The sequence below is a fragment of the Nonomuraea sp. B5E05 genome (assembly GCF_039880665.1).
In the GTDB taxonomy this organism is placed as follows: Bacteria; Actinomycetota; Actinomycetes; order Streptosporangiales; family Streptosporangiaceae; genus Nonomuraea.
Window position 1 is genome coordinate 1 of the sequence record NZ_JBDPMJ010000058.1, and the last position, 16,104, is coordinate 16,104.

The 16,104-nt window shown below is 71.5% G+C and carries 14 protein-coding genes; 10 read left to right on the plus strand and 4 right to left on the minus strand.

What is annotated here, in order from left to right; genetic code table 11:
* Both ABGB01_RS45025 and ABGB01_RS45030 read left to right on the plus strand, forming a co-directional pair.
* Positions 1 to 960: NucA/NucB deoxyribonuclease domain-containing protein (locus ABGB01_RS45025; protein WP_347780412.1), on the plus strand; the 960-nt coding region annotated here is incomplete at its 5' end.
* Positions 961 to 1,076: 116 nt separating this feature from the next.
* Positions 1,077 to 1,631, plus strand: coding sequence for a hypothetical protein (locus ABGB01_RS45030; RefSeq protein ID WP_347780413.1), 555 nt, complete (start codon positions 1,077 to 1,079; stop codon positions 1,629 to 1,631).
* Between the two features lie 112 nt (positions 1,632 to 1,743).
* Here the strand turns inward: ABGB01_RS45030 and ABGB01_RS45035 are convergent, their stop codons facing one another.
* Entirely contained in the window at positions 1,744 to 2,733 is a 990-nt protein-coding gene (locus ABGB01_RS45035) for a hypothetical protein (protein WP_347780414.1), read from the minus strand.
* Entirely contained in the window at positions 2,687 to 3,340 is a 654-nt protein-coding gene (locus ABGB01_RS45040) for a helix-turn-helix transcriptional regulator (RefSeq protein ID WP_347780416.1), read from the minus strand. The genes ABGB01_RS45035 and ABGB01_RS45040 overlap by 47 nt, the downstream gene beginning before the upstream one ends.
* Positions 3,341 to 3,657: 317 nt before the next feature.
* Here ABGB01_RS45040 and ABGB01_RS45045 point away from each other — a divergent pair, with 317 nt between their 5' ends.
* The 8 genes from ABGB01_RS45045 (at position 3,658) to ABGB01_RS45080 (ending at position 13,985) form a co-directional block, all read left to right on the plus strand.
* Positions 3,658 to 3,804, plus strand: coding sequence for a hypothetical protein (locus ABGB01_RS45045; protein WP_347780418.1), 147 nt, complete (start codon positions 3,658 to 3,660; stop codon positions 3,802 to 3,804).
* 91 nt (positions 3,805 to 3,895) lie between these two features.
* Positions 3,896 to 5,764: a S9 family peptidase gene (locus tag ABGB01_RS45050; RefSeq protein WP_347780419.1), complete on the plus strand. Its 1,869-nt coding sequence runs from the start codon at positions 3,896 to 3,898 to the stop codon at positions 5,762 to 5,764.
* Entirely contained in the window at positions 5,728 to 7,068 is a 1,341-nt protein-coding gene (locus tag ABGB01_RS45055; protein ID WP_347780420.1) for a serine hydrolase domain-containing protein, read from the plus strand. Before ABGB01_RS45050 ends, ABGB01_RS45055 begins: the two co-directional genes overlap by 37 nt.
* A gap of 95 nt (positions 7,069 to 7,163) precedes the next feature.
* On the plus strand, positions 7,164 to 8,762 hold the full coding sequence (locus ABGB01_RS45060; protein WP_347780421.1) for a helix-turn-helix domain-containing protein: 1,599 nt from the start codon (positions 7,164 to 7,166) through the stop codon (positions 8,760 to 8,762).
* A gap of 98 nt (positions 8,763 to 8,860) precedes the next feature.
* Positions 8,861 to 10,456, plus strand: a complete 1,596-nt coding sequence (locus ABGB01_RS45065) for an ABC transporter substrate-binding protein (RefSeq protein ID WP_347780422.1) — start codon at positions 8,861 to 8,863, stop codon at positions 10,454 to 10,456.
* Entirely contained in the window at positions 10,457 to 11,506 is a 1,050-nt protein-coding gene (locus tag ABGB01_RS45070; protein WP_347780423.1) for an ABC transporter permease, read from the plus strand. It begins immediately after the preceding gene.
* Positions 11,506 to 13,311: a dipeptide/oligopeptide/nickel ABC transporter permease/ATP-binding protein gene (locus ABGB01_RS45075; RefSeq protein WP_347780425.1), complete on the plus strand. Its 1,806-nt coding sequence runs from the start codon at positions 11,506 to 11,508 to the stop codon at positions 13,309 to 13,311. The genes ABGB01_RS45070 and ABGB01_RS45075 overlap by 1 nt, the downstream gene beginning before the upstream one ends.
* Complete coding sequence (locus ABGB01_RS45080) at positions 13,308 to 13,985, plus strand: ATP-binding cassette domain-containing protein (protein WP_347780427.1); 678 nt, start codon at positions 13,308 to 13,310, stop codon at positions 13,983 to 13,985. The genes ABGB01_RS45075 and ABGB01_RS45080 overlap by 4 nt, the downstream gene beginning before the upstream one ends.
* Here the strand turns inward: ABGB01_RS45080 and menC are convergent.
* Positions 13,975 to 15,075, minus strand: coding sequence for an o-succinylbenzoate synthase (gene menC, locus ABGB01_RS45085; protein ID WP_347780429.1), 1,101 nt, complete (start codon positions 15,073 to 15,075; stop codon positions 13,975 to 13,977). The two genes, ABGB01_RS45080 and menC, sit on opposite strands and share 11 nt — an antisense overlap.
* A complete protein-coding gene (locus ABGB01_RS45090) occupies positions 15,072 to 15,869 on the minus strand; it encodes a GNAT family N-acetyltransferase (RefSeq protein WP_347780431.1) in 798 nt (265 codons plus the stop codon). The genes menC and ABGB01_RS45090 overlap by 4 nt, the downstream gene beginning before the upstream one ends.
* Between the last annotated feature and the right edge of the window lie 235 nt (positions 15,870 to 16,104).

The window sequence follows — 16,104 nt, forward strand, 5'->3', positions numbered from 1 at the left end:
TCCGAAGTCGATCTGTCGCAAGACCAACTTCTACCAGGGGCTTTACGCTTCTCGATCATCGGGGGCGCCGGCGTCGGGGCGGCCCGAGGATCACACTCTGTCGCGGGGGCTTACGCGGAAGGGCTCACTGAAGATATAGGCGACTGGATCCAGGGCCCTGATCGCCTTATCGTCCTAACCTCGCCGGCGGCTAGTTTTCCTGGACCCGACCACCGAGGTTTCTGTGGAATCCGGCCCTCGGTCTATTATCCAGAGACGGATGACGTAAACAAGCAAGCCGGATGGCTAGACGATGATCGCTTGGAATTCCGCTGCGACAGCTCACCCAAGATCGCTAAGCACACCGGTGGATGCGTCGTCTGGAGTTCGCGACCCGTGTGGCACCTGGACGGCAACCGAGCAGCGAATCCCGACACTGGTATTGGAGTGGATCAAACGGCGGCCCACATCTGGAAAGCTCTCTACGACCAACAGAACACCGATACGAAGTATTACGATGCGAACGGCGAGCAGAAAACGAAGAACATCCCCGGCCGATACAACTCGTTGGACCGCGGATGTGCGTCTCAGACCGGATGCCTGACTAGATCCACGGAAAAACGTACGGTGAAAGGTACCGTCCCGGACCTGAACGGCAGAGCCGCTAAACGCGAGTGCAGAAAAATCAGGACAACTCCACCCGGCGTTACGAAGAGATCATGTGACGAGTATCCCTTCGCCTCCACACATGAGGGCGTCCATTACGCGGGCATCAACTTTTCGGTCGCAATCATAGAGTGCCAAGACAACACAACTGCGGGGGCACTGCTCTCCGGCTGGTACCAACAACAGCGTATCCTTGAGAAGGATCCGTTCTGGGTCGATGCGACCAAGAAGGGCAGTACCCCTCCGGCAGGAGTCATCCCACCAGACGTCACTACACCCGATCTATCCGGTATTGGTGATGGCTGTAGTGGATAATTAGAACCGTGCCGTCCGCCGCTAGATTCTTTCAACCCGGCGGCGGGCGGCACGCCGATCGGCGGAGATTAACAACGTGGCCGGCAGCGGAGCGCTGTCAACTAAGAGGAACGTCCATGATCGATTCAACTTATCTTGAGTGGTTCAGTCAGCACACTTCGGACGTCGTCGTCTTGACTTGGTGTTCCGCCACCGAGATCGATGACGTCCTGGCGGCCTACGGCATCTCGTCCGAGAGCACTCAGCCGGCATACCTCAGTGATTGGGGCCTCCGCATGCTCATCGGGCGCCTCGGCAACGGCACCGTCATCATGGACTACGGCGTTGATCCCGCCACCGGCGAAGCTCTTCCCGCTCTGGCGCAGTACGGCCCTTGCCTGAGTATTCAATGGATTGACGACGTCCCACCGTTAGTCTCTTACCGCACGGAAAGTGGCCTCGTCGTCGAGTTCGACGCGATGGATTGGGACTGGGATCCAGTTCCCGATCTCGCCAGTGTCGAGCGATGGATCACCGCCACCCCAGCCGGCCGGGAAACGTGGGACAACAGTTGGGGTCTCGCCACATTGATCACCGCCGAAGCAGTGTGCCATGCCGCGGTCGACGACGAATGGGTACGATCCGCACACATTGGCGTTCCCCTCGATTCTTCAGCCGACCGGATTGTGTGAATGGCTCCGTAGGTGGGTGAGCACCGACCGGTGGCCGTCCGGCCAGCGACCGTACGCAGCGCCGACCTGATCACCGGGACAGGGGTCCATCCTGCGCCCTTTTCTTCCCGGGTCACTCAGCCAGCGCATCGTGGAGCGCCTTCACGTCCGGGTGGTCCGGCCACCGTTTCGACAATTGGCCGTCGAGGGTGTGCAAGTCCCGGCGGATGCGCGCCGGCCTGGTCCGCAGGGCGCCGTTGAGAGCTCGGTGGCCGAGATCGGCGGCACGGGCCGGGTCGTGCTCGCCCTGGACCACCGCAATGGCGAGCTTGGCGGTGAGGTGGCCGCGGTCACGCACGAGGTGGGCGGGAAGCTTGTCGATCTGCTCGGCCAGGATGGTCACGGCACGGTCGGCGCGGCCGGCGGCCCGATGACAGGCCGCAGACTGCTCCATCAGGGTGTCGGAGCCATAGTAGTGCAGGTAGACCGGCACCTCAGCGTAGGAGAGGCGCGGGTGGTCGCGCAGGATCTCGGCCGCCAGGTCGAGCAGGTCGAACGCCTGGTTGTGCTCGCCCAGCATGGCCAGGCCGCGGGCCTGCTGCTGGGCGGCCAGCGCGTTCAGTTTCGGCTCCAGCTCAGCCGGGTGCCGACGGGCGGCTGCGGCGAGCTGGACGACGGCGGCGTGGTCGTCGGTCAGGCACGCGATGTTGGCCTGCCTGACGAGCATGTACGCGGTCATCTGGGTGTCACCGGCGCAGTGGGCCCACTCGGCCGCGCGCCGCGTCCAGTCCATTGCCTCGCTGGTCTCGCCCAGGTCCTGGTGCAGCCATCCGGCCATTTCGGCGTACTGGGCGAGTACGTGCAGGAGCGGGTCAGCGTGTGCGGCACCGGCGCCCCGGCGGAGCTCGTCGAGGACCTCGATCTGCGCGAGCACCGGCCGCAGCAAGCTGCGAGGGCCGAGCATCTTGTCGGCGGTGTAGTGCTCGGCCAGTACGCGGCGGAAGTAGTCGATGACCTGGCCGTCGACACGCGCGGGCTGCTCAATCGCCTGCGCGACGCGCTGCGCCTGCTCGGGATCACCGAGCGGGGGCAGAACCGATGAAAGTGCTCCGCCGGCCAGCATGCGCGAAGTGCCTACGCGAGATCCTCACTTTCACCATCTTGCCATCCGTGTCCGTCATCTCCAGGGTGACGGGTTCGCCGTCGTGGAGTCCACGCACCTCGCTCACCGGCGGGGCGGGGCCGTCCCCTTGGCGTAGCGCTGTCAACAGCCCGCCGGCACCGAGCACTCTGTCGAGGTCCTTGACCCGATCGAGCGGGGCGAGGAAGTCTCCGCGCTCGGCGCGTGCGATCTGCGTGTGGTCGTAGTAGGTCGGGTTGGCCAGCTCGCGCAGGGAGTAGCCGCGCTGCTGCCGCAGCTGGCGCAGGACCGGCCGGAAAGCGTACATCACGGCCTCGGGTACGTCGGCGTGGCCCGCGATCGGCAAGCGATCATGGAGCTGCCGATCAACGTCGAGGTGCTGGCTGGCCTCCGTCGCACGGCCCGGCTCGCCGCGACGCACTACTCCACGCAGATCGAAGGCAACCGCCTCACCCAGGCGCAGGTGGCGGAGGCGCTCCAAGGTGCCCACTTTCCCGAACGAGAACGCGATGATCAGTACGCGACGATCCATCCCCATGACGACGGCAATGGCCGCACGGCACGGTTGCTGACCACCTTGGTCCTCCATCGGGCCGGTTACGGCCTCAAGGGAATCTACTCACTCGACGAGCACTACGCCCGCCACCTTCACGCGTATTACGCGGCACTCACAGTCGGACCATCGGACAACTACTACATGGGTCGGGCTGAGGCGGACATCCCCGGCTTTGTCCACTTCTTCTGTCAAAGCATGGCAGACGCTCTTGGGGCAGTCCGCGCACGCGCCGCCGACGTCCAAGGCCGCACCCCGGGGCGTGACGACTCAGCGGCGCTCAGGCGGCTCGATCCGCGTCGCCGCCGTCTGCTGGAATTCTGTCGCGATCATGGACGGCCACCACCGCCGAGATGGCGGCCCATCTGTCCCTCAGCCCTCGCACCGTGACGGGCCTGGCCAGGAAGTGGGTCGAAGACGGTTTCCTTGAGATCGACGATCCATCACTGAAGAGCCGGTCTTACCGATTGAGCCTCACCTACGAGCGGCTGATCAACTGATGTCTCCTGGTTGGGCTCGCGCACTACGGAAGCCGCGCCGTTCGTCGGATAGTCCGAAGAAGGGGCGATGGTGCTGCTCTACGGTTCGGATATGGCGCGACTCACCCTGGATGATCTCTACCGCTTCGCCGTTCCCTCCGATCCCTGCCTGCGCCCCGACGGCGGCGCGGTCGCGTACACGCTGACCACCGTCGACCGGGACGCCGACGAGAACCGTACGGAGATCTGGCTCGCCGCGCCCGGCGCCCCTCCGCGCAGGCTGGCCGGCGGGAGCGCGGCCCGGTGGTCGCCGGACGGGCGGACGCTGGCGTTCCTGCGGCCCGTGGACGGCAGGCCGCAGATCCACCTGCTCCCCATGGACGGCGGCGAGCCGGCCCTGCTCACCTCGGCGGCGCTGGGAGCGGGGGCGCCGCGGTGGTCGCCGGACGGCACCCGCATCGCGTTCAGCGCTCCGGTGGGGCCCGGCGGGCAGGCCCCCGATCCGGACGCGCCCGTGGTGACCGACCGGCTGGAGTACAAGGCGGACGGCACGGGGCTGCTGCGCGGGATGAGCGCGCACCTGTTCGTGGTGGACGTGGCAAGCGGGGAGACGACCCAGGTCACCGAGGGCGACTTCTTCGCGGGGGAGCCGTCGTGGAGTCCCGACGGGACGCGGCTGGCGTTCGTCGCGGACATGGAGGCCGACCGCGACCTGGAGGCAGGCGGAGCCGTCCACACCGTGGCGCCCGGCGAGAAGCCGAGGCGGCTGACCGGTCCCGAGCTCATCTGCACCGGCGTGTGGTGGCCGGGCGAGCGGCTGGTCGTCACCGGCGTGAAGGGCGGCCCGGTCGGGCACGTACGGCTCTTCACGCTCGCCCCCGGCGGTGTGCCCGAGGAGGTGGAGACGGGGCTGGACCGCAACGTCATGACCGGCGCCCCCGGCTACCCCGGCGCCGCCCCCGCGCCGCTCACCGATGACGGTGACGACCTGATGTTCTGCGTGCGCGACCGCGGCTGCTCCCACCTCTACCGCGCCACCGGCGAGCGGCTGGTGCCCGAGGAGGCGAGCGTGTCGGGGGCGAGCGTGGCGGCCGGCCGGATCGCGTACGTGGCCGCGACCCCGCACAGCGCCGGCGACGTCTACCTCGGCCGGCCGGGAGAGACCCCGGCGCGGCTCACCGACCACGCGCTCGACGGCGTCGAACTGTTCACTCCGGCCCGCCGCACGTTCACCGCCCCCGACGGCACCCTCGTCGAGGGTTTCGTGCTCCGGGACGAGAACGCCGCCACCCCCGGCCCGCTGCTGCTCGACGTGCACGGCGGCCCGCACAACGCCTGGGCCCCCGTGCTCGACGGCTTCCACCTCTACCACCAGGCCCTCGCGGCCAGGGGCTGGACGGTGCTCGCGCTCAACCCGCGCGCCAGCGACGGCTATGGCGAGGACTTCTACACCGCCGCCGTCGGCGCGTGGGGGCTGGCCGACGCCCAGGACTTCCTCGCCGCCGTCGACGCTCTGATCGAGGAGAACGTCGCCGACCCCGACCGGCTGGCCGTCACCGGCTACAGCTACGGCGGCTACATGACGTGCTGGCTGACGGGCCACACCGGCCGCTTCAAGGCCGCGATCCCGGGCGGGTGCGTGAGCGACCTGACCAGCCTGGCCGGCACCTCGGACCTGGGGTATGTGATGAAGGTGCACGAATGGGCCGGTGACCTCGCCGCCCAGTCGCCGATCACGTACGTGTCCGAGGTCGGCACGCCCACGCTCCTCCTGCACGGCGAGAGCGACGACCGCTGCCCGGTCGGCCAGTCGGAGCAGTGGTTCGCCGCGCTGCGCGAGCGGCGCGTGCCCGTCCGGCTGGTGCGCTACCCCGGCGCCAGTCACCTGTTCATCCTGAACGGCCGGCCCTCACACCGGTACGACTACAACGAAAGGATCATCACGTGGCTGGAGCAATGGGTCAGCGGCTCCCCGAGCTGATCGCCCAGTACGAGGTGCCCGGCGCGGCGCTGGCGTACCTGCACGAGGGAGAGCTGCACGAGTTCGCCGCGGGCACGCTCAACACCGCCACCGGCGTCGAGGCGACCCCGGACGCGCTCTACCAGATCGGCTCGGTCACCAAGGTGTGGACCGCCACCCTGCTCATGCGGCTGATCGAGCGGGGCCGCCTGACGCTGGACACGGCGGTGGCGGAGGTGCTGCCGGAGTTCAAGGTCGCCGACGCCGAGGTCACCAAGACCGTCACCATCAGGCACCTGCTCTCCCATACCAGCGGCATCGACGGCGACCTGTTCCTCGACACCGGCCGCGGTGACGACTGCGTCGAGAAGTACGTCGAGGCGTGCGCCGACCTGGCCCAGAACCACCCGCTCGGCGTCACCCAGTCCTACTGCAACTCCGGGTTCATCGTCGCGGGCCGCGTGGTGGAGCGCCTGACCGGCGACCGATGGGACGACGCGCTCAGGAAGGAGATCGTCGAGCCGCTCGGCCTCACCCACACCTGCACCCTGCCCGAGGACGTGCTGCGCTTCCGCGCCGCGATGGGCCACGTGGACGGCGGCGCCCCGGCTCCGGCGTGGGGGCTCATGCGCTCGGCCGGCCCGGCCGGGCTGATCTGCGCCCGCCCCGCCGACGTGGTCGCCTTCGCCCAGGCCCACCTGCGCACGGCCGGGGAGGGCGGGCTGCTCGACGACCCGCGGGCCATGTGGGAGCCGCAGATCGACATCCCCAACCCGCACACCCTCGGCAAGCAGTGGGGCATCGGCTGGATCCTGGACGAGTGGGACGGGCAGCTCGTCATCTCCCACGGCGGCAACACCATCGGCCAGCACGCCATGCTCTGGGCCGTGCCCGGCACCGGCACCATCGCGTGCGTCACCGCCAACGGCGGCCACTCGGGCTCCTTCACCCGCGCCGTGGCCGCGGAGCTGTTCGCCGAGCTCGACGGCCTCGCCGTGCCCCGGCAGCCGGAGCCGCCCGAGCAGGACGCGGACGTCGACGTGGGCGGGGACGCCTCCCGCCACACCGGCGTCTACGAGCGGGTGGGCGCCCGCATCACGGTGTCGTCGCGCGACGGGAGGCCCTGGCTGCGGTACGAGGCCACGGGAGCGCTGGCCGCCCTGCAGAAGGAGCCGGAGGAGTGCGAGCTGGTGCCCGTGGACGACGTCACGTTCGTGTGCCGGATGGCCGGCTCGCCCGACTGGACGTCCGTCGTGTTCTACGAGCTGCCCGACGGCTCCCCGTACGTGCACATGGGCGCCCGCGCCACCCCGAAGACCGGCTGAGGGGGCGGCATGGACCTGCGGGACAGGCCGGACCGGGCCGCCCGCGCGCACGGCGTGCCCGGGTGAACTCCGTTTTCGTGGATTATCATGATCGGATGAGGAATCGCCCGCGTGCCAGTCTCGGGCGCATCCTTCACGATCTCGGCACCACGTTGCTCGACGTCGCCGCGTCACCCGGTGACCTCGACACCGAGGTCACGGGCGTGCACATCTACGACCCGCTCGACGAGCTGATCGTCCCGCCCGGCGGGATCCTGCTGGCCGTCGGCGTCCAGCGCGCGGACGACATCTGCGCCCTGATCGAGCGGGCCGGGCAGGCCGCCGGCGTCGTCGTCAAGCTGCCCGTCGACGTGGACGAGCGGGTGCGGGCCGTGGTGCTGGAGACCGGCGTGGCCGTGCTCGGGCTCACCAGGGCGGCCTCCTGGTCGCAGGTGGCCGCGCTGCTGCGCTCGCTGCTGGCCGAGGGCGATCTGGCCGAGCCGGGAGAAGGGCCGCCGGACGACCTGTTCTCCCTGGCCAACGCCGTCTGCGCGCTGCTGGACGCGCCCGTCACGATCGAGGACAGGTCGTCGCGGGTGCTCGCCTACTCCGGCCGCCAGGAGGAGGCCGACCAGGGCCGCGTCGAGACCGTGCTCGGCCGCCAGGTCCCCGACCGCTACCTGCGCATGCTCGACGAACGCGGCTTCTTCAAGCAGCTCTACCAGAGCCGCGACCCCGTCTACATGGAGCTCGACGACGAGAACGTCATCAACCGGGTCGCCGTCGCGGTCCGTACCGGCGACGAGATCCTCGGCTCCATCTGGGTGGCCGTGCACGAGCCGCTCAGCGAGCAGCGGCAGCGCGCGCTCGCCGACGCCGCCAAGATCGTTGCGCTGCGGCTGCTGCGCGAGCGGGCCGGGGCCGACACCCGGCGGCGGCTCCGCGCCGACCTGCTGTCCACCGTGCTGGCCGGCGGCACCGACGCGGCCGAGGCGGCCGAGCGGCTCGGCATCGCCACCACCCGCCTGTGCGTGCTGGCCGCCCAGCTGACCGGCGACTCCGCCGCCGACCCGGCACGCGGCGAGAGCGATCGGCAGCGCTTCTGCGACGCGCTCGCGCTGCACGTCGGCGCCATCCATCCCAAGGCCGCCGCCGCGCTCGTCGGCTCCGTCGCGTACGCGGTGCTGCCCCTGCAGTCGGGCGGGCCCGACAGCAGCGGGGAGGAGGCGCGGGCCGTACGCGTGGCCGAGAGCTTCCTGGCCAGGGTCGGACCCCGGCACGCCGCCAACATCGGCGCTGGCCGCCTGGCGCTCAACCTGGCGCACGTCGCCAGGTCGCGCGCGGACGCCGACCGCGCGCTGCGCGTGCTGCGCGCCCGCGGCGCCACCGGCCAGGTCGCCGGGTACACCTCCGTGCACTTCGAGTCGCTGCTCCTCCAGGTCGCCGACGTGGCCGCCGCGGAGGAGCAGACGCCCACCGGCCCCTACCAGCGGCTGCTCGACCACGACGCGGAGCACGGCACCGAGCTGACCGCCACGCTGCGGGCGTACCTGGACGCGTTCGGCGACGTCAACGCCGCCAGCGCCCGGGTCCACGTGCACGCCAACACCTTCCGCTACCGGCTCAAGCGTCTCGTCGAGATCAGCGGCCTCGACCTGTCGGACCCCGACGCCCGGCTCACGGTGATGTTGCAGATGCGGATCTTCGGCCGCTAGCACGAGGCCGCGCGGCTTTTTCGTCACCCGGCACGAAGCACCGGGCCCGGCGAGGGGCGAAGGTGGTGCACACCCCCCACGCTCGACGGGAGTCCCCCATGAGAAAACCGGCAGCTGCGGCTCTCACCTCGCTCGCCCTGCTCGCGGCCGCCTGCGGAAGCACGGGCGGCGCCGGTGACGGTGCCGGTGCCGGTGACGGCGCGCCGGTCAGGGACGGCACGTTCACCTACGCCATCTCGGCCGACCCCGGCGGCCTCGACCCCGCCATGGGCGTGCTCTCGATCACGAACACCACGCTCTCGCTCGCGTACGACACGCTCGTCACCGCCTCCGACGACGGCGAGATCGTGCCCAGGCTGGCCGAGAAGTGGGAGGTCGAGCCCGACAACGCCACGTTCACCCTGCGCGAGGGCGTCACCTGCTCGGACGGCTCCCCGCTGACCGCCTCCGACGTCGCCGACAGCGTCAACCACATCACCGACCCCGCCACGAAGTCGCCCATCTACGGCGTGCTGGTGCCCACCGGGATGAAGGCCACCGCCGACGACGCGGCGGGCACGGTGACGTTGTCCATGCCGGAGCCGTTCAGCTTCATCCTGGAGAGCGCCCGGTCGCTGTTCATCGTGTGCGGCAAGGGTGTCAAGGACCGCTCGCTGCTGGCCCGCGGAACCTCCGGCTCCGGCCCGTACCGGCTGACCGAGGCGGTGCCCAGCGACCACTACACCTTCAAGGTGCGCAGGGAGTACGCCTGGGGCCCGGGTGGCGCGACGGCCGCCGACCTGCCCGAGACCGTCGTGCTCAAGGTCGTGCCGAACGAGCAGACCGCCGCCAACCTGCTCGTCTCCGGCACCATCAACGGCGCGACCGTCTACGGCCCCGACCGGGCCCGCCTGGAGGCCACGCCCGGCCTGGTCAAGAAGGTCGTCCCCTTCACCAACGGCCAGTACTTCTACCACCAGGGAGACGACAGGCCCGCGCACGACCCGGACGTGCGCAGGGCGCTCACCCAGGCCGTCAACCTCAAGGAGCTGGCCGGCATCGCCTCCAGCGGCACCGGCAGGCCGGCCACGGGGCTCGTCATGGAGCCGCGCCCCTGCAAGGGCGACTCGGTCACCGGGCACGTCCCCGCCCACGACGCGGCGGCCGCCGCGGCCGCCCTGGACGCGGCCGGCTGGAAGGCGGGGCCCGACGGGGTGCGGGTCAAGGACGGCAAGCGGCTGACGCTGCGGGTGATGTACGCCACCACGCGCGGGGCCGGGGTGCAGGCCGCGGTCGAGTATCTCGGCCAGGCCTGGCGCAGGGCAGGGGTCGAGGTGAAGCTGAACGGCATCATCGACGCCAAGCTGTCGGAGTCGCTCAACGCCACGCAGGACTGGGACGTCGTCTGGCTCCCGATCGGGGTCACCCTGCCCTCCCAGCTCATCGGCTTCCTGTCCGGCCCGGCCGCGCCCAAGGGGGCCAACTTCGCCCACCTGGACAACAAGCGCTACGAGTCGCTCATCGCCGAGGCCGGGCAGCTGCCGTCGGCCGAGGGCTGCGAGCAGTGGCTCGAGGCGGAGTCCGCCCTGTTCGAGGCCGCCGACCTGGTGCCGGTGGTGGAGAACACGGTGCTGCACGCGGCCAAGGGGGCGACGTACGACATGCAGGCGGGGGAGTTCTTGCCCACCTCGATCAGGCTCACCCAGGGAGGCTGAGTGCGCGACACCAGCGGTCTGGAGACGCCCGGGACCGTCGCCGGCCCGCAGCCCTCCCCGCCTCAGCCCCAGGCGGGGAAGGCTGCGGGCCGGCGGGCGGCGCGGCGCAGGGCGCGGGTCGCGGTGCGGCGGGCGGTGCGGTTCGCCGTGTCGCTGGCCGTGCTGCTGGCCGCCTCCTTCGCGATGATCCACCTCATCCCCGGCGACCCCGTGCGCACGGCGCTCGGGCCGACCGCGCCGGTGGAGCTGGTGGAGGCGCGCAGGGCGGCGCTCGGTTTGGACCGCCCGCTCCCGGAGCAGTTCGTGACCTACGTGACCAACGTCCTGTCCGGAGATTTCGGGACTTCGTTCATCACCAGCGAGCCCGTCGGCGAGGTCATCGCCGCCCGGCTGCCCAACACCCTCGCCCTCGCCCTCCTCGCCACCCTCCTCGCCCTGCTGGCGGGCGTCCCGCTCGGCATGTGGGCGGCCGTCCGCACCCAGAACGGCCGCAACCGCGGCTCCGAGCTGACCTTCGGCTCCGTCACCGGCACCGCCGTGGCCGTCCCCGAGTTCCTGTACGCGATCGGCCTCGTGTCCGCCTTCGCCATCGGCCTCGGCTGGTTCCCGCCCGCGGGCAAGGCCGGGCCGATCACGTACGTGCTGCCCGTGCTGGCCCTCGCGGCCGGCCCCGTCGCCATGATCGCCCGCATCGCCCGCGTGGAGACCCTGCGCGAGCTGGGCAAGGACTACGTGCGCCTGGCCAGGGCCAAACGCCTGCCCGCGCGCCGGCTGCACCTGCGGCACGTGCTGCCCAACACGCTCACCGCGACGCTGACCGTGGGCGGGCTGCTGCTGACCTCGCTCATCGCCGGGAGCGTGCTCGTCGAGTACGTCTTCGCCTGGCCGGGGCTCGGGCTGAAGATCGTCGAGTCGATCACGCAGAAGGACTACCCGGTCGCCCAGGGCGTGATCCTCATCTACGGCGCGATCGTGCTGGTCGTGAACCTGGCCGTCGACCTCCTGCTCGGCGCCCTCGACCCCACCTCTGAGATCAGGGAGCAGTCCTGATGTCCGTCCGATGGAGCGGCCCCGCCGTGGCCGGAGCCGTGATCGTCGCGCTCATGGCGGTGCTCGCCGTCGCCGGCCCGATCGTCTGGGGCGAGGCCGCCGAGCGCATCGACGCCGGCGCCATCCTCCAGGGCGCCTCGGCCGAGCACCCGCTCGGCACCGACAACCTCGGCCGCGACCTGCTGGCCAGGGTGCTGGTCGCGGGCCGGTTCTCGCTGGCGCTGGCGCTGGCCGCCACCCTCATCGGAGCCGTCGCCGGCATCCTGCTCGGCACGCTCCCGTCCGTGCTGCCCAGACGCACGGCCCGGCTGGCCACCGGCACGGTCAACGCTCTGGTGGCCTTTCCCGGGCTGCTGCTGGCCATGTTCACCGCGGTCGTCGCCGGCCTCGGCGCGCGCGGCGCGGTGCTCGGCATCGGCGCGGCCGTCGCGCCGGGCTTCGCCCGGCTCACCCAGACGCTGGCCGCCACGGTCGCCGGCGCCGACTACGTCTCCGCCGCCCGCATGCTCGGCGTGCCCCGCCGCCGCATCCTCGCCCGGCACGTGCTGCCCAACATCGCCGAGCCGCTCATCCTCAACCTCACCCAGGCGCTCGGCGGCGCCCTGCTCGGCCTGGCCGGCATGTCGTTCCTGGGGCTCGGCGTGCAACCACCGTCGTACGACTGGGGCCGGCTGCTGTTCGACGGGTTCTCGCGGATCTACGTGACGCCCGAGGTCGCGCTCGGCCCCGCGGCCGCCGTCGCGCTCGCCGGCATCGGCTTCAACCTGCTGGGGGACGCCCTGGCCAGGGCCGCCGCGCGCACGACCGTACGCAGGGCCGAGGAGCCGCCGGCGCCGCCGCCCGAGCCCGGCGAGCCGGACCCCGGCGCCGTGCTGGACGTGCGGGACCTGACCGTCAGCTTCCCCGGCGGCTCGACCCCCGTGCGGGGCCTGTCGCTGACCGTCGCGCCCGGCGAGGTCGTCGGGCTCGTCGGCGAGTCCGGCAGCGGCAAGAGCATGACCGCGGCCGCCATCGGCGGGCTCGTCCCCTACCCGGGGAAGGTCACCTGCGGCCGGCTGCACCTGGGCGGCAAGGACGTCGCCACGCTGTCGGACAAGGAGCTCGGCACCGCGCTCGCCATGGTCTTCCAGGACCCGCTCGCCGCGCTCAACCCCGCGCTCAAGGTCGGCGGCCAGCTCGCCGAGGTCGCCGTCGTGCACGAGGGCGCGAGCCGGGCCGAGGCCCGCCGCCGCGCCGTCGACCGGCTCGGCCAGGTGCACCTTCCCGAGCCGGAACGGCGCGCCGCCCAGCACCCGCACGAGCTGTCCGGCGGCATGCGGCAGCGCGCCGTGATCGCCATGGGCCTGATGGGCACGCCCCGCCTGATCATCGCCGACGAGCCCACGACCGCGCTCGACGTGACCGTGCAGCGGCAGATCCTGCGGCTGCTGCGCGAGGTCGTGGAAGAGACCGGCGCGGCCACGCTGTTCATCTCGCACGACATCGCCGTCGTGGGCCAGCTGTGCGACCGCGTCGTCGTCATGTACGCCGGCCGCGTCGTCGAGGAACTGCCCGCCGACCGGCTCGCCGAGGGCGCCGCCCACCCCTACACCAGGGCGCTGATCGCCTCCCTGCCCGACCTGGACACCGACAGGAGCAAGCCGCTGGCCGGCATTCCCGGCACCCAGCCCGCGCCCGACCAGGTCGGCCCCGGCTGCGCCTTCGCCCCCCGCTGCTCCCTGGCCACCGAGCGGTGCGCCACGCAGCGCCCGGAACTCGTCGCGCACGGCCCCCGCCGGCGGGTCGCCTGCTGGGAGGTCTCATGATCATCAAGAACCTGACCGTGCGCTTCGGCGCCTTCACCGCCGTCGACGACGTCACGCTGGAGATCCCCGACGGCCGCGTCGTCGGGCTCGTCGGCGAGTCGGGATCCGGCAAGTCGTCGCTGGCCAGGGCCGTCTGCGGGCTCGTGCCGTACACGGGGAGCATCGAGGGCGCCCGCCGCGTGCAGATGGTGTTCCAGGACCCGTACGCGTCGCTGAACCCTCGCATGACCGTCGGCGACACGGTCGCGGAGGGCGTCAGGGGCCGCGACCGCGACAGCGAGGTGAAGCGGCTGCTCGGCCTCGTACGGCTGCCCGCGGAGGTGGCCGGCCGCTATCCCCGCGAGCTGTCCGGCGGGCAGCGGCAGCGCGTCGCGATCGCCCGCGCCCTCGGCGGCGACCCCGGCCTGCTCGTCGCCGACGAGATCACCAGCTCGCTCGACGTGTCCGTGCAGGGCGCGGTGCTCAACCTCGTCCGAGGGCTCCGCGACGAGCTGGGCCTGCCGATGTTGTTCATCTCGCACAACCTGGCCGTGGTCAGGTACGTCGCCGACGTGGTCGCCGTCATGCACCAGGGCCGGCTGGTCGAGGCGGGCCCCGCCGAGCAGGTCGTCGGCGAGCCCGCGCACGACTACACGCGCGCCCTCCTGGCCGCGGTGCCCCGCCTCAGAGGGTGATCCACTCCGTGGCCGTGGTCACCTCGTCGAGCACGGCCGGGATCGGCTCGACGCCGAGGCCCGGCCCGGCCGGCACCTCGAGGTGCCCGTCCGCCAGCTCGAACGGTTCGGTGATGTCGGTCGCGTAGTAGCGGCGCGACCCCGAGGTGTCGCCCGGCAGGGTGAACCCGGGCAGCGCCGCCAGCGCCACGTTCGCCGCCCGGCCGAGCCCGGTCTCCAGCATGCCGCCGCACCACACCGCCACGCCGTTGGCCCGGCAGAGGTCGTGGATGCGCCGCGCCTCCAGGTAGCCGCCGATCCGGCCCGGCTTGACGTTGATGATCGAGCACGAGCCGAGCGCGATCGCCGCCGCGGCGTGCTCGGCCGACTCGATCGACTCGTCCAGGCAGATCGGCGTCGCGAGCTGCTCGGCCAGCTTGGCGTGCTGCACCAGGTCGTCGTTGGCCAGCGGCTGCTCGATCAGCAGCAGGTCGAACGCGTCGAGCCGGGCCAGCCGCCGGGCGTCGGTCAGGGAGTAGGCGGCGTTCGCGTCGACCTGGAGCAGCACGTCGTCGCCGAACCGCTCGCGCACCGCCCTGACCGGCTCGACGTCCCAGCCGGGCTCGATCTTCAGCTTGATGCGGACGTACCCCTCGTCCAGGTAGCCCGCCACCGCGTCGAGAAGCTGCGGGACCGAGTCCATGATGCCGACCGACACCCCGCACGGCACCCGGGTGCGCGACGCGCCGAGGAACCGGCCGAACGACTCGCCCGCCGCCCTCAGCTGCGCGTCCAGCACCGCCGTCTCCACCGCGGCCTTGGCCATGCGGTGACCCTTGATCGGCTCCAGGGCGCGGGCCACGCCCTGCGCGTCGACGCTCGGCGGCAACGCGGGCAGCAGGAAACGGCGGATCACCTCGGCCGCGCCGTCGACGTACTCGGAGCAATAGAGCGGCTCCGACATCGCCACGCACTCGCCCCAGCCCTCGGCGTCCGGCGTCACGACCCTGACCAGCAGGACGTCGCGGGACGTCTCGGTGCCGAACGAGGTGCGGAACGGCGCCACCAGCGGCATCGCGATCCGGCGCAGCTCAACTCCAGTGATCTTCACGCTTGCTCCACCACGTAGTAGGACTTACCGCAGAACCCCGTGACCGTGCGGCCCTCCGCCATCAGGCCACCCAGCACCTCGCGCACGGCGAGGCGCCACGCCTTGGCCGTTCCCGGGTCGCTGCCGCGCAACCCCTCGATGTCGGCGGGAACGGCGACCAGCACGGCGCCCGCCCCCTCCGGCCCCTGCGCCGGCCCCTGCACCGGCCCCGGCACCGGCCCCGGCACCGGCCGGCCGCCGTCGTCGGCCAGCGCGACCACCGCGCCCTCCGGCGCCGCGCTCTCGCCGGGCTCGCGCCGGGCCAGCGCCTCCACGTGCGGCGCGGTCAGCGGCCACACCGCGAGCAGCCGGTCGGACTCGTCGCCCTGGTTGATCGCGTCGCCCATGACGCCGTAGAAGCGCGGAAGGTACTCCTGGGGCCGCGCGCCCAGCTTCGCCAGGTTGAAGTGGGCGTTGCGGCGAACGAGCGGATCGTAGGTCCACGTGATGCGCTCGATCCCGCGCCCCAGGGCCCAGCGGCGCTGGTGCAGCTTCAGCTCGAACCCGGCGCCGCGCCGCGTCGTTCCGGTGACGTGCGAGTGCAGCGCGCCTCCCGCGGCGAGGAACCCGACCGAGCCGCCCACCAGCCGGTCGCCCTCGAAGGCGCCGGCGACGTAGCCGCCCGCGTGCGACAGCGCCCGCATCAGCTCCATCGTGATGGGCGGGTCGCCGGGCCCGAAGTGCCAGATGTCCTCGAACAGGTCGTTGACCCGCTCGAACTCCGCCATCTCGTGGAGCTCCCTGACCTCGATCAACCTGCCGCTCCTCCTCGTGGACGCGTTCACTGGCGACGGTATGCCATGGTGCGCCCGCCGGGATTCGTGCCCGGCCACCAAGAGAACGGCGGTCCTTCGTCGAGCTGCCCTAGTGCTTTGACCGGAAACGATCACCGGGTTGGCGCGTAAGGCGGTCCGGCCGGTTGGATGGTGCTGATCACGTTCGATCGGAAGTCGGGAGGCCCGGTGACGCATCCGGTCAAGGTCCGCAGGC

What these genes read in the sequence shown, in the direction of transcription:
- ABGB01_RS45030 (WP_347780413.1), top strand. Translation starts at nt 1,077, where the DNA reads ATGATCGATTCAACTTATCTTGAGTGGTTCAGTCAGCACACTTCGGAC.
- ABGB01_RS45050 (WP_347780419.1), top strand. Translation starts at nt 3,896, where the DNA reads ATGGCGCGACTCACCCTGGATGATCTCTACCGCTTCGCCGTTCCCTCC.
- ABGB01_RS45065 (WP_347780422.1), top strand. Translation starts at nt 8,861, where the DNA reads ATGAGAAAACCGGCAGCTGCGGCTCTCACCTCGCTCGCCCTGCTCGCG.
- ABGB01_RS45075 (WP_347780425.1), top strand. Translation starts at nt 11,506, where the DNA reads ATGTCCGTCCGATGGAGCGGCCCCGCCGTGGCCGGAGCCGTGATCGTC.
- ABGB01_RS45035 (WP_347780414.1), bottom strand. Translation starts at nt 2,733, where the DNA reads ATGCTGGCCGGCGGAGCACTTTCATCGGTTCTGCCCCCGCTCGGTGAT.
- ABGB01_RS45040 (WP_347780416.1), bottom strand. Translation starts at nt 3,340, where the DNA reads ATGGAGGACCAAGGTGGTCAGCAACCGTGCCGTGCGGCCATTGCCGTC.
- ABGB01_RS45080 (WP_347780427.1), top strand. Translation starts at nt 13,308, where the DNA reads ATGATCATCAAGAACCTGACCGTGCGCTTCGGCGCCTTCACCGCCGTC.
- ABGB01_RS45045 (WP_347780418.1), top strand. Translation starts at nt 3,658, where the DNA reads ATGGCGGCCCATCTGTCCCTCAGCCCTCGCACCGTGACGGGCCTGGCC.
- ABGB01_RS45060 (WP_347780421.1), top strand. Translation starts at nt 7,164, where the DNA reads ATGAGGAATCGCCCGCGTGCCAGTCTCGGGCGCATCCTTCACGATCTC.